Annotated in this window: 11 protein-coding genes; 9 read left to right on the top strand and 2 right to left on the bottom strand. The window is 68.7% G+C overall.

Translation table 11 applies throughout. The features are described 5' to 3' along the window. Positions 1-55 precede the first annotated feature (55 nt). On the top strand, positions 56-568 hold the full coding sequence (locus tag OG588_RS21100; protein ID WP_019057337.1) for an EF-hand domain-containing protein: 513 nt from the start codon (positions 56-58) through the stop codon (positions 566-568). Here the strand turns inward: OG588_RS21100 and OG588_RS21095 are convergent. Beyond that, a complete protein-coding gene (locus OG588_RS21095; protein WP_405948652.1) occupies positions 547-2,064 on the bottom strand; it encodes a class I adenylate-forming enzyme family protein in 1,518 nt (505 codons plus the stop codon). The two genes, OG588_RS21100 and OG588_RS21095, sit on opposite strands and share 22 nt — an antisense overlap. A gap of 85 nt (positions 2,065-2,149) precedes the next feature. On the opposite strand from OG588_RS21095, the gene OG588_RS21090 reads away from it, so the two are divergent. The 4 genes from OG588_RS21090 (at position 2,150) to OG588_RS21075 (ending at position 6,398) form a co-directional block, all read left to right on the top strand. Then, positions 2,150-3,346, top strand: a complete 1,197-nt coding sequence (locus OG588_RS21090; RefSeq protein ID WP_317772899.1) for an amidohydrolase family protein — start codon at positions 2,150-2,152, stop codon at positions 3,344-3,346. 10 nt (positions 3,347-3,356) lie between these two features. Next, positions 3,357-4,490 (top strand): acyl-CoA dehydrogenase family protein, encoded by a 1,134-nt coding sequence (locus OG588_RS21085; RefSeq protein ID WP_405948651.1) that lies wholly within the window; start codon positions 3,357-3,359, stop codon positions 4,488-4,490. Between the two features lies 1 nt (position 4,491). Continuing rightward, complete coding sequence (locus tag OG588_RS21080) at positions 4,492-5,400, top strand: acyl-CoA dehydrogenase family protein (protein ID WP_405948650.1); 909 nt, start codon at positions 4,492-4,494, stop codon at positions 5,398-5,400. A gap of 509 nt (positions 5,401-5,909) precedes the next feature. Continuing rightward, entirely contained in the window at positions 5,910-6,398 is a 489-nt protein-coding gene (locus tag OG588_RS21075) for an ATP-binding protein (RefSeq protein ID WP_365987325.1), read from the top strand. A 368-nt stretch (positions 6,399-6,766) separates the two neighbouring features. Here the strand turns inward: OG588_RS21075 and OG588_RS21070 are convergent, their stop codons facing one another. Next, the gene (locus OG588_RS21070) at positions 6,767-7,714 is read right to left on the bottom strand and encodes a cyclase family protein (RefSeq protein WP_405948649.1); all 948 of its coding nucleotides are present in this window, start codon (positions 7,712-7,714) and stop codon (positions 6,767-6,769) included. Between the two features lie 95 nt (positions 7,715-7,809). Here OG588_RS21070 and OG588_RS21065 point away from each other — a divergent pair, with 95 nt between their 5' ends. The 4 genes from OG588_RS21065 to OG588_RS21050 all read left to right on the top strand — a co-directional run bounded on the left by OG588_RS21065 (position 7,810) and on the right by OG588_RS21050 (position 12,471). Continuing rightward, the gene (locus OG588_RS21065) at positions 7,810-8,727 is read left to right on the top strand and encodes an SDR family NAD(P)-dependent oxidoreductase (protein ID WP_405948648.1); all 918 of its coding nucleotides are present in this window, start codon (positions 7,810-7,812) and stop codon (positions 8,725-8,727) included. Positions 8,728-8,836: 109 nt separating this feature from the next. Next, the gene (locus OG588_RS21060) at positions 8,837-9,991 is read left to right on the top strand and encodes an acyl-CoA dehydrogenase family protein (protein ID WP_405948647.1); all 1,155 of its coding nucleotides are present in this window, start codon (positions 8,837-8,839) and stop codon (positions 9,989-9,991) included. Continuing rightward, positions 9,991-11,040: an alcohol dehydrogenase catalytic domain-containing protein gene (locus tag OG588_RS21055; protein WP_405948646.1), complete on the top strand. Its 1,050-nt coding sequence runs from the start codon at positions 9,991-9,993 to the stop codon at positions 11,038-11,040. Before OG588_RS21060 ends, OG588_RS21055 begins: the two co-directional genes overlap by 1 nt. Before the next feature lie 159 nt (positions 11,041-11,199). After that, on the top strand, positions 11,200-12,471 hold the full coding sequence (locus OG588_RS21050; protein ID WP_405948645.1) for an MFS transporter: 1,272 nt from the start codon (positions 11,200-11,202) through the stop codon (positions 12,469-12,471). Positions 12,472-12,477 lie beyond the last annotated feature (6 nt).

Below are 12,477 nucleotides of genomic sequence, written 5' to 3'. Positions count from 1 at the left end.
GCGTCGTACGCTCCGTCCCAAGCGCACCCCACATGAGTAAGGCGGCCCGAAAGACATGGTCAGCACCGAGTACGAGCGACGGATCGCGGCCCGTTTCGCCACCTTCGACCAGGACGGCAACGGGTTCATCGACCGGGAGGACTTCAACTCGGCGGCCAAGGCGCTGCTGGCGGAGTTCGGTACGGCGGCCCGCTCCGACAAGGGCCAGGCCCTGTACATCGGCGCGGAGGCGTTCTGGCAGGGCATGGCCGGCATCGCGGACCGGGACGGCGACCAGCGCGTCAGCCGCGAGGAGTTCGTGAACGGCGCGGTCAAGCGGCTGCGCGACAACCCGGAGCGCTTCGCCGAGATCGGCCGCCCCTTCCTGCACGCGGCCCTCGACGTCGCGGACCCGGACGGCGACGGCTCGGCCACCATCGCGGACACCGTGCGCGTCCTCAAGGCCCTCGGCGTACCGGACGAGATCGCCGCGATGGCCGCCGACGCCCTCGACACGGACAGCGACGGCAAGGTCGGCGAGGCGGAGATCATCTCCTCCTTCGCCCGCTACTTCACCGTCCCCGAATAACGTTCCCGCAGCTTGTACTTGAGCACTTTCCGCAAGGCGTCGTTGCGCGGAAGGGCGTCCACGATCTCCAGCTGCTCCGGCAGCTTGTGCACGGACAGCCCTTCCGCGCGCAAATAGTCCGTGACGGCGGCAAGGGTCAACTCCCCGGCCCCCGGCGGCTGTTCGACCACCGCACACACCCGCTCCCCACGCTCCGCGTCCGGCAGCCCCACGACGGCCACGTCCCCGACGCCCGGATGCGCGGCCAGCAGATCCTCGATCTCCTTGGCCGAGATGTTCTCCCCCTTGCGGATGATCACGTCCTTGAGCCGCCCGGTGAGGATGAGATGCCCGCTCGCGGTCACTTCCCCGAGGTCCCCGGTCCGCAGAAAACCGTCCCCGTCGAACGCCTCGGCCGTCTGCGCCGGATCCAAGTACCCCTGACACACGGCCTCCCCACGCAACCGCACCTCGCCACCCTCGGCGATCCGTATCTCCATCCCCTCCGGCGGCCGCCCCTCGGTCGTCGCCAGATTCTCCACGGTGTCGTCGGGCGCCCCCATCGTGATCATCGGCACCTCGGTCATGCCGTACCCGTGGGTGAGCTGGACCCCCATCTCCCGTACGACGGAGTGGTAGACCTCCGGCGGCTTGGGCGCACCGCCACCCGCGAGCAGCCGTAGCGAGGGAATGACCTTGCTCCCCGGCTGCTTGCGCTGCTCGGCAAGGAACATGGAATAGAAGGCAGTTGAGCCACCGGCCACCGTCACCCCGTGCTTGCGGTACCCCTCCAGCGCGTCCGGCAGCGCGAACTGCTCGAACATCACGGCCGGGAAGCCGTACAGGAGCAGCATCACCGTGTAGTCGGGCCCGGCTATGTGCGCGTAGGGGAAGGCCATCGACCCCACGTCGTCCGCCCTCAGCCGCAGCGCGTGCGCGAGGCACGAGCCGCCCGCGATCAGTGAACGGTCCGTGTGCAGCACGCCTTTGGGGTCGGAGGTGGTGCCGGAGGTCCAGTAGATCCAGCGGACCGAGGTGCCGTCGGCGGGCGGGGCGGGCAGCGACGCCGGGTCCCCGTCCGGGAGTTGAGCGCCGTCGTACGCCTCGAAGATCCCCCTCGCGCCGAGCCGTCGTGCCATCTCCGCGTAGTCGAAGCCGCGCCAGACGCCCGGCACCGCGAAGTACTCGGCCTTCGACTCCCGTAGCGCGAAGCCGACTTCGCGGTCCCGGTAGAAGGGGATCACCGGTGTCTGTACGGCGCCCAGGCGGGCCAGCGCGAAGGAGAGCAGGGCCGTCTCGATGCGGGTGGGCAACTGCCAGGCGACGACCGTGCCGGGGCGCACGCCCATGCCGTACAGGCCGGCCGCCACGCGCTCCGACCGGTCGCGCAACTCGCCGAAGCTCAGGGCCCGGTCGTCCTGGAGGAGGACCGGGCGGTCGGGGGTCAAGTCGGCGCGGCGGGCGACCAGTTCCCACAGGGTGCGGGAGGAACTCAGGGAGTACGCCGTCTCGTTCATGGTCCCCTCCTTGGCTGACGACTCGTCAGGTGACATGCTATCTGACGGGTCATCAGATAAGTGCCGTCCCTGCGGAGGGGAACCCATGACCACCGAACTGCCCCGCATCATCAGCGTCGACGACCACGTGATCGAACCCGCGCACCTCTTCGAGACCTGGCTGCCGAAGAAGTACCGCGACCGCGGCCCCCAGCCGCTCACCGCCGGAATCGGCGAACTCGCCTACGTGGCGGGCAAATACCAGATCACGATGGACCCGGACGGCCCGCCCACCGACTGGTGGATCTACGAGGACCTCAAGTTCCCGTACAAGCGCAACATCGCCGCCGTCGGCTTCGACCGCGACGAGATGACCCTGGAGGGCATCACCCGCGAGCAGATGCGCCCCGGCTGCTGGGACCCGGCCGAGCGGCTCAAGGACATGGACCTCAACCACGTCGAGGGCTCGCTCTGCTTCCCGACCTTCCCGCGCTTCTGCGGCCAGACCTTCGCCGAGGCGCACGACAAGGAGGTCGCTCTCGCCTGCGTCCGCGCCTACAACGACTGGATGGTCGAGGAGTGGTGCGGCGACAGCGGCGGCCGGCTCATCCCGCTGTGCCTGATCCCTTTGTGGGACGTGGAGTTGGCGGTCGAGGAGATCCGCCGGAACGCGGCCCGCGGAGTGCGCGCGATGACGTTCTCCGAGATCCCCACCTACCTCGGGCTGCCGTCGATCCACTCCGGCTACTGGGACCCGTTCTTCGCGGTCTGCCAGGAGACGGGCACGGTCGTCAACATGCACATTGGCAGCAGCTCCCAGATGCCCGCCGCCTCCCCGGACGCGCCCCCCGCCGTACAGGCCTCGCTCTCCTTCAACAACGCGATGGCCTCGATGATGGACTTCCTCTTCAGCGGAGTCCTGGTGAAGTTCCCGACCCTCAAACTCGCGTACTCCGAAGGGCAGATGGGCTGGATCCCGTACGCCCTGGAACGCGCCGACGACGTGTGGGAGGAGCACCGCGCGTGGGGCGGCGTGCGGGACCTGATCCCGGAGCCGCCGTCGACGTACTACTACCGGCAGATGTTCTGCTGCTTCTTCCGCGACAAGCACGGGGTCGCTTCGCTGGACGTGGTGGGCCGGGACAACGCCACGTTCGAGACCGACTACCCGCACGTCGACTCGACCTTCCCGCACACCAAGGAGGTCGCCCTCGACCATGTGAAGGGCCTCGACGACGAGACGGTCTACAAGCTGATGCGGGGCAACGCGATCCGCATGCTGGGCCTGGACCTCGATCGGTGATGGCTCACTGATGGATCTCTCGTACACGGCCGAGGAGGACGAGTTCCGGGGGCGTTTGAGGGAGTGGCTGGCGAAGGTGCTGCCGACGCTGCCTTCCAAGCCGTCGCCGGACGACTGGCCCGGGCGCCGCGCCTACGACCTCGGCTGGCAGCGGATGTTGTACGACGCCGGGTACGCCGACGTGCACTGGGACGCGTCCCCGACCACCCGCCTGATCTTCCTGGAGGAGACGGAAAAGGCGGGCGCGCCCTACGTAGGGGCCAATTTCGTGGGGCTGTTGCACGCCGGGCCGACGATCGCCGCCGAGGGTACGCCCGAGCAGCGGGAGCGCTGGCTGCCGCCGGTGCTGCGCGGTGACGAGGTGTGGTGCCAGGGGTTCAGCGAACCGGATGCCGGGTCCGACCTCGCGGCGCTGCGCACGCGCGCGTGGCGGGACGGCGACGACTACGTGGTCACCGGTTCCAAGATCTGGACCTCGCATGCTGAAGTCGCCGACTGGTGTGAGCTGTTGGTGCGGACGGATGCGTCGGCGCCGAAGCATCGGGGGATCAGTTGGCTCGCGATGCCGATGTCCGCGGCGGGGATCACCGTACGGCCGTTGCGGACGCTGGCCGGGTCCGCTGAGTTCGCCGAGGTGTTTCTTGACGAGGTGCGGGTGCCTGTCGGGAATCGGGTGGGGGACGAGAACGATGGCTGGCGCGTGACGATGGTGACGTTGTCGTTCGAGCGCGGTACGGCCTTTGTGGGGGAGGTCGTTGCCTGTCGGCGGGTGTTGGGGGAGCTGGCGGTGGAGGCTCGGCGGAACGGGCGTTGGGACGATCCTGTGCTCCGGCGTCAACTGGGGCGGTTGAACGCCGAGTTCCGGGCGTTGTGGCGGCTCACTCAGTGGAATGTGAGTGCGGCGGAAGCCTCTGGCGGTGTCCCGGGTGTGGGCGGCTCGGTCTTCAAACTCCGCTACTCGCACGCCCGTCAGGAGCTGTACGACGTGGCGGCGGACGTTCTTGGGCCCGACTCCCTTGATCTGGAACGGGCTTGGGTGCTGGATCGGCTGTCTTCGCTGTCGTACACGATCGCTGCGGGTACGTCGCAGATCCAGCAGAACATCGTGGCCGAGCGGATTCTTGGGTTGCCGAAGGGACGCTGACGTGCGGTTTCAACTCACGGATGATCAAAGAGCGTTGCGGGATGCAGCGCGGGGTGTGGTTGGTCGTTCTTCGGCTGCGGGTGTGTGGGGGCTGGTCGCGCAGTTCCCCGCGCCCCTGAAGGGCGCTCCTCTAAAGGGCGCTCCTCGGTTGGACCGGGGTTTTTGGCGGGCCCTTGGGGAGCTTGGGGTGTTCTCACTTCGGTTGCCGGAAGGGGACGGGGGAGCCGGACTCGGGCTTCCCGAAGCCGTGTTGGTGTTTGAGGAACTTGGGTGGGCGTTGGTGCCCGGGCCCTTGGTGGCTACGCATCTCGCTGCCGGAGTGGTGCCGGGCGCGGCCACCGGGGAGACCGTTGTCGCCGCTGCCGACGGGAGCCTCGTGGAGTGGCTGGACGAGGCCGATGTCGTGTTGCCGGGGGCCGAGGGGGCCGTAGCGCTGCGGTCGGTGGATCCGTTGACACCGTTGCATCGGGTGCCGGCTCCGGGGCGTACCGATCCTGTTGCTGTTCTTCTCACTGCCGCCGAGCAGCTCGGTACCGCCGCGCGTGTGTGTGGGCTTGCGGTGCAACACGCCCGGACGCGGGAGCAGTTCGGGCAGGCGATCGGGGGGTTTCAGGCCGTCAAGCATTTGTGTGCGCAGTCGTTGGTGCGGGTGGAGGTGGCTCGGGCGGCCGTGTACGCGGCGGCTGTGACCGGGGATGTGGTGGATATCGCGGCGGCTCGGGTGTTGGCCGACGAGGCGGCCGTGCGGGGGGCCCGGGACTGTCTGCAGGTGCATGGCGGGATGGGGTTCACCTGGGAGTCCGAGGTTCATCTGCATCTGAAACGGGCGTGGGTGCGGGCTCGGCGTGGCGGTGGGAACACGGAGAGTGAGGAACTGCTCGCGGCGGATCTGCTGGCCGGCGCGGCCTAGTGGGGCGCCTGCCTGCGGTGACCGGGGTGGGCCTGACAACGGTGTCGCGGATCGTGGCACAGCGGAATCACGGAGCGTTGATATCGGGTTGTGTCCTATGCGTGACTCGTCACGGCCCGGAGTCGCCGTCGGGCTCCGGTACCTTGTGTGGGATGCGAGTGGTTCAAGGTACGAGCCATGCCGGTGTTGCCTGTGAGGCGGCTCCGGATCGGGCGATGCGCACCCCCGCTCGCACGGCAGAACAGGCTTTCACCCCGGCCTGTTCGACTGCCCGCGACGAGCGTCGCACAGTATCCCGCACACGTACTCCTTCGCGCTGGAATATGCCCGAAGCGCTTGTTGGGGTGACTGAACGTCAACCATGCTGTCTCACAAGGGATTCACGTTCCGTGACCCTGGTTCTGGCCGTTGTTCTGGTCATGCAGGAAATGGCTACGATCGTGGCCCTCGTGAGGCGCGAGGCTAAGTGTCCGCCGGTTCGGATGGTGTGAGCGGTGCAGGTGCTTCAAGTGCAGCTGGAGATCCGGCCCGACCCCGCTGAGGTGGGGCGAGCCCGGCGGTGGGCGCGCTCGCGGCTCGCCGGGTCCGGGATAGAAGCCGACGAGCCGCTCGCGGAGACGCTGATCCTGCTCGTCTCCGAGCTGGTCACCAACGCCGTGGTGCACACGGGGTGTCCGGCCGTGCTGCGGCTCTCCCTGCCGGACGTGGTGACCGAGTCGGCCACCGTACGGCTGGAGGTCGCCGACACCAGCTGCAAGGCCCCCGTGCCGCGCTGTGCGGACGGCGACGAGACCGGCGGGCGCGGCCTGGCACTGGTGGACGGCCTCGCCGACCGCTGGGGCTGGAGCGCCGAGGGCACCGGCAAGCGCATCTGGTGCGAGATCGACCGGGACAGCGAACCCCGGGAGGTCGCGTGCGGGGGCGGTGTCGCGGCGTACGAGGGCTTCGAGGGCTATGAGGGCCTCGATTTCGAGGGCTTCGCGTACGAGGCCGTGTAGAAGCTCCCAGGTTCCGGTGCGGTCGGTGTAGGTGCTGCTTGCAAGTGCCGGGCGGAGATGCGCCGGGCTGTGCTTCCGTGCGCGCCCTGTGATAAACGGGGCTTACAGAACAAATCCCCGGATGGGCGTTGACGCGACGTGACCATGTGGTCACGCTTGTGGGCAGCGATTCGCCGCGAGGGGACGACGAGGGCTTCGGTGACGGGAGCCCTCGGCGAGTGTGGGTCGCGTTCGGCGTGGGTTCCCTCGGGGTGGGGATCAGGACGGGGCGCCGGAGTCGGATGGCGGCACGCGGTGCCGTGCTCGGGGCGGGCAGCAGCGGGCCGCCATCCGACCGTAAGTCCGGCCCTCGTCAAAACCGGACTGCCCTAGAGGATGGCGACAGGGGCTACTGGGGTTCCCGTTGCGCCGACGAAAGGTTCGGGCATCGCCGACAGGAAGAACGTGTAGCGGTTCTCTTGTCCACAGGCTGTGGACAACTCTTCGAGATTCCAGTTCTGGCCCTGCAACATGCCCATTTCGACCAGGTCGAGAGCGTGCACCGGCAGCCACAAGTCATCTATTTCCGGCGGAAACACCTCAAAGGTGAGGGTGTCGTTGGCGACCGCCGCGACATCGCGCGCGTGGAACCACTCCGGCGTACGGACCGACAGCCCCGGTGACGGATAGCCGTACCCGTGCCTGTCGCCGGCCAGATACACCTGCACCTGCCCGGTCCGTACGAGCACGATGTCGCCCGCGCGGACCTGCGCACCGGCGAACTCCTCGGCCGCTTCGAGGTCTTCAGGGGTGACCGCGTGGCCGCCGTCGAGGCGATCGACGCCACGCGCGCGCGCCACGTCCAGCAGGACCCCGCGCGAGACGATGTGCCGCGCCTTGTCGATCCCGGCGAACTCCGCCCCGCCGTGCGGGGTCACGGTGTCGGCCGGGCGGCCGTTGTAGAGCTTCCCGGAGTGCGAGGCATGGGTCAGCGCGTCCCAGTGGGTGCCGGCCTGCAACCCCATGGTCACGATGTCGTCGCTGCACGCGACCGTTCCCGGGCCGAAGAGCTCCTGGTTGATCTGCACCATCGCGTGCACGGGGTTGATCCGGCCGGGGACCAACCCCGCCTGCACGCCGTCCTGTTGGAGGGGGAGGGCGAGCGGGATACGGCGGCCGGTGCGGATCTCGGTGGCGGCGGCCCGGATCACGTCGTCGGTGATCAGGTTCAGCGTGCCGATCTCGTCGTCCGCACCCCAACGGCCCCAGTTGTTCACGCGCTTGGCGATGGCGTGGAACTCCGGACCGAGTGCCGGTGGTGACGGCTGCGGTGACATCGGGGCCTCCCCGGGGCTTGTCCTCAGGTATCTGGCGGGTCGTAGAATCTGAGTCGAATCTAACGGACCGTCAGAAACCGCGGGAGGGGCCGGACATGGGGAACTTCTTGGCTGGCAAGGTCATCGCCGTGACGGGGGCGGGGCGGGGGATCGGGCGGGCCGTCGCGCTGGCGGCTGCCGCGGAGGGGGCGCGGGTCGTCGTCAATGACTACGGCGTCTCGATGGACGGGGTGTCGCCCACGAGTGAGATCGCCGAGGGGGTGGTCAAGGAGATCTTGGCGGCGGGCGGGGAGGCGGTTGCCGTTGCCGATGACATCTCGACCATGGCTGGGGGGCAGCGGGTTGTCGATGTGGCGGTGTCCTCGTACGGGCGGATCGACGGGGTGGTGTGCGTTGCCGGGATTCTTCGGGAGCGGATGCTTTTCAATATGTCCGAGGAGGAGTGGGACCCGGTTCTCGCCACTCACCTGAAAGGGACGTTCACTGTTTTTCGGGCTGCTTCGGCTGTGATGCGGAAGCAGCGGGGCGGGACCCTGATCGGGTTCACCAGTGGGAATCATCAAGGGTCGGTTTCTCAGGCCAATTACAGTGCGGCGAAGGGCGGGATTATTTCGCTGGTGCGGAGCGCTGCGCTGGGCTTGAACAAGTATGGGGTTACCGCCAATGCGGTGGCGCCTGTTGCTCGTACGCGGATGTCTGCGAACGTTCCTATGGAGTTGGCGGAGATCGGGTCGGCGGAGGATGTTGCGGCGCTGGTTGTCTATCTGCTGTCGGACTCGGCTCGGGAGCAGGGGATTACTGGGCAGGTTTATACCGTTGCCGGGCCGAAGATCGCGGTGTGGGCGCAGCCGCGGGAGTTGCGGGCTGCGTACGCGGATGCCTCCGGCGGTTGGACGGCTCAAAAGATCGCGGAGTTCTTGCCGGGGTCCGTTGGGGTGGATCCGATGCCGATGCTTTCTCGGTTGCAGGAGATGGAGCGGGCTGCGCGGGGTGGGGAGCGGCCTAACGCCTAGTGGGGTGGGGGGTTCGGTTGTGGGGCGGGTGCGGGTGCGTTGGGGCTGGTCGCGCAGTTCCCCGCGCCCCTTAGGTGGCTGACCTGGCCGGTGTTGTGAGGAGAGCCCTGTGGAATTTGGATTCACTGACGCGGATGAAGCGTTTCGGGCGGATGTGCGGGACTGGCTGTCGGAGCATGTCGAGTCCGGGCAGGATCGGCGTAGTTGGGAGCGGGCTCTCGGTAAAGCCGGGTGGATCGGGATGGGTTGGTCGGAGGACGGTCATGGGAATCGTCGGGCCACCCTTACCCAACAGGTCGCCTGGGCCGAGGAGTATGCGCGGTCGGACGCGCCGCCGCGGTCTGGTCACATTGGGGAGAATCTGCTTGCTCCTACCCTCATTGCGCATGGGAGCGATGAGCAGAAGGCTCGGTTTCTGCCCGCCATTGCTGCGGGGGACGAACTCTGGTGTCAGGGGTACAGCGAGCCGGGGGCCGGGTCCGATCTTGCCGGGGTGCGGACTGTTGCTGTGCGGGACGGTGGGGACGGTACCTACCGGGTCACCGGGCAGAAGATATGGACCTCGCTCGCCCATGAGGCCGACTGGTGTTTTGTGTTGGCTCGGACCGAGGTGGGGTCTCGGCGGCATCGGGGGTTGAGTTTTCTGCTGGTGTCGATGGATCAGCCGGGGTGCGTCGAGGTGCGGCCCATACGGCAGTTGACCGGGACCAGTGAGTTCAACGAGGTGTTCTTCGATGGGGCGCGCGTGCGTGCCGAGCATGTGGTCGGGGGTGAGGGGGAGGGGTGGCGGGTCGCCATGAGTCTGCTCGGATTCGAGCGGGGGGTGTCGACCCTGGCCCAACAGATCGGGTTCGCGAGTGAGTTGGGGCGGGTCGTTGAGGCGGCCGTTGTTTCGGGGGCGGTGCTCGATCCCGTTCTGCGCGATCGACTCGTGCGGCAGTGGGCCGAGTTGAAGGCCATGCGGTGGAACGCCCTGCGGACCCTCGGGCGGGCCGGGGACGCGGGGGCGCCCAGTGTGGCCAAGCTGTTGTGGGGCGGGTGGCATCAGCGGCTCGGGGAGTTGGCGATGCAGGTGCGCGGGGCCGCGGCGACGGTGGGGCCGGTGGACTGGACGCCGTCGCTGTCGTACGAACTCGACCTGTTCCAGCACCTGTTCCTCTTTTCGCGGGCCGACACGATCTACGGCGGCTCTGACCAGGTTCAGCGCACGATCATCGCCGAGCGGGTGCTCGGTCTGCCCAGGGAACCCAAGGGGGTCGTCTGATGCGCGGTGTGGTCTTCGACGGCAAGCAGATCCAGGTCGTGGACGATCTGGAGGTGCGGGAGCCGGGGCCGGGTGAGGTGTTGGTAGCGATCTCGGCGGCCGGGTTGTGCCACAGCGATTTGTCTGTGGTGGACGGGACCATACCTTTCCCCGTTCCTGTGGTGCTGGGGCATGAGGGTGCGGGCGTGGTGGAGGCCGTGGGTGTGGGTGTCACCCATGTCGGGCCTGGGGATCATGTGGCTCTTTCCACGCTCGCCAACTGCGGTACCTGCGCCGAGTGCGACCGGGGGCGGCCGACCATGTGCCGGCAGGCCATCGGGCGGCCGGGACAGCCGTTCACGCGGGGCGGGCAGTCGGTGTACCAGTTCGCTTCCAACTCCGCCTTCGCCGAACGGACCGTGGTCAAGGCCGTGCAGGCCGTGCGGATTCCGAAGGACATTCCGATGCCGTCCGCCGCGCTCATCGGGTGCGGGGTGTTGACCGGGGTCGGTGCTGTGCTCAATCGGGCGCGGGTCGGTCTTGGGGACAGTGTCGTCGTCATCGGGACGGGTGGCATCGGGCTCAATGTTCTTCAAGGGGCCCGGATCGCGGGGGCGTTGACGATTGTCGCGGTGGATGCGAATCCCGGGAAGGAGGCTGTGGCTCGGGAGTTCGGGGCCACTCACTTCCTTACGTCTGCCGAGGGTGTGCGGGAGATTCTGCCCAACGGGGCCGATCACGCGTTTGAGTGCGTGGGGCGGGTGGAGTTGATCCGGCAGGCCGTGGATCTGCTGGATCGGCACGGGCAGGCCGTGTTGCTCGGGGTGCCGCCGGCTACCGCCGAGGCGTCCTTCCTCGTCTCGTCCATGTATTTGGACAAGTCGATCCTCGGGTGCCGGTACGGGTCGTCCCGGCCGCAGCGGGACATCGCCCTGTATGCCCAGCTGTATCGCGAAGGGCGGTTGCTGCTCGACGAGTTGGTGACCGAGACGTATCCCGTCGAGGACTTCGAGAAGGCGGCGGGGGACGCGGAGGCGGGGCGGGTGGCGCGGGGGGTTCTCACGTTCTGACGACGATGACGTCATCGTCGACGTCATCATCGTCGACGTCGACGTCGACGTCATCGGCGGCGGCGGCGGCGAGCGCGCTTGACGGTTGCATGGCTGGAGTTATCCACAGGCGTGGGAAATTCGTGGGGCGTTGTCAGTCGCGGCCCGTAGCGTTTTGGCATGACTTACCGCGATGTGGTCTCCCGACCGGTCCTGGCCTGGGCCTGCACCTCCGTGGGTGCCCGGATGCCGGTGGCGATGGCGCCGCTGGCCCTGGTCTTCCTGGTGCGCGAGCGGCCGGGGGGCTACTCACTGGGCGCGATACTCGCGGCGGCCTATGTCCTGGGGGAGATCGGCGGTGCGCCGGTGCTCGGGATGCGGTTGCGGCCGGAGCGGGCGCGGGTCCAGTTGGCCGTCGGGCTCGCGGTCGGGACGGTGGGGTTTCTGGGGCTCGGGGTGTTTCCGGGGGCGCATCCCGCGGTGCTCGCCGGGTTCGCGTTCGTCGCCGGGGGCGCGCCGGCTGCGGCTACGGGTGGACTGCGCACGCTGCTCAGCGAGTTGGTCCCGGCGCGGTCCGTGGCGCAGGCCTTGTCCGTCGAGTCGATACTCACGGCGGGCGTGTGGGCCGTGTCCCCGGCGGCGGTGGCAGGGCTCGCGCTCGGTGTTGCGCCGAGGGTGCCGTTGTTGCTCGCGGCGGGGTTGATGGCGTGGTCGGTCGGGGGGCTGTGGCTGCTGCCCGCCCGGTGGGGCGGGGGCGGGGCGGAGGGGGCGGAGAGTGGGAGTGGCGGGGAGGGGCCTCCGCTGCTCCGAGTGCTGGTCGGGGCCTGGCCGGTGTACGTCGTCGGCGCGGCCAGCCTTGCCCTGCTCGGGCTGGCGGAGCTTGTCCTCCCGGCCCTGCTCGAACAGCGGGGCATCGGCGTCGGCTGGTCGGGTCCCCTGCTGACCGGGATGGCGGTGGGTGGTGGGCTCGGCGCGTTCGTCTACGGGCTGCGCGGCTGGCCGGGGTTGTTGCGCACCCGGAGTGTGGTGCTGATGGCCGGCACCTCGGCGTGTGTGGCGCTGGCCGCACTGATACCGGCCACGGCGGGGATCGCGGTCGCGTTGGTCATGGGCGGCACGCTCCAGTCGGGGGCGATGCTCACCCGGAATCTGTCCCTGCGCGAGGTGTTGCCGCCGGGCGCGCTGGCCGCGGGGTACTCCGTGATGTACGCGGCGTCGGGGGTGGGGTATGCGGCGACGGGGTCACTGGCCGGCGCCTTGCTCAAGGTGGCTGCGCCGTCCACGGCGATTCTGGCGGGGGTGTGTCTGACCGTGGCGATGACTGGTGTGGGGTGGTGGGGGGAGGTGCGGCGGGCGAGACGGGGTGCGTGTGCGGAGGGGAGTGGTGGGGGTGCCGTAGAGCTAGGGGGTGTTGGGGCTGGAGCTGGGGCGGGTGTGGAGGGTGCCAAGTGAGCTGCG

Source organism: Streptomyces prunicolor (genome assembly GCF_045162825.1).
Lineage (GTDB): Bacteria > Actinomycetota > Actinomycetes > Streptomycetales > Streptomycetaceae > Streptomyces > Streptomyces prunicolor.
Note: the sequence above shows the minus strand (reverse complement) of the source record. Positions and strands in the feature narration are given on the sequence as shown.

Coding starts and splice junctions, on each gene's coding strand:
- OG588_RS21070 (WP_405948649.1), bottom strand. CDS start 7,714: ATGTCACCGCAGCCGTCACCACCGGCACTCGGTCCGGAGTTCCACGCC.
- OG588_RS21100 (WP_019057337.1), top strand. CDS start 56: ATGGTCAGCACCGAGTACGAGCGACGGATCGCGGCCCGTTTCGCCACC.
- OG588_RS21090 (WP_317772899.1), top strand. CDS start 2,150: ATGACCACCGAACTGCCCCGCATCATCAGCGTCGACGACCACGTGATC.
- OG588_RS21055 (WP_405948646.1), top strand. CDS start 9,991: ATGCGCGGTGTGGTCTTCGACGGCAAGCAGATCCAGGTCGTGGACGAT.
- OG588_RS21095 (WP_405948652.1), bottom strand. CDS start 2,064: ATGAACGAGACGGCGTACTCCCTGAGTTCCTCCCGCACCCTGTGGGAA.
- OG588_RS21050 (WP_405948645.1), top strand. CDS start 11,200: ATGACTTACCGCGATGTGGTCTCCCGACCGGTCCTGGCCTGGGCCTGC.
- OG588_RS21085 (WP_405948651.1), top strand. CDS start 3,357: ATGGATCTCTCGTACACGGCCGAGGAGGACGAGTTCCGGGGGCGTTTG.
- OG588_RS21065 (WP_405948648.1), top strand. CDS start 7,810: ATGGGGAACTTCTTGGCTGGCAAGGTCATCGCCGTGACGGGGGCGGGG.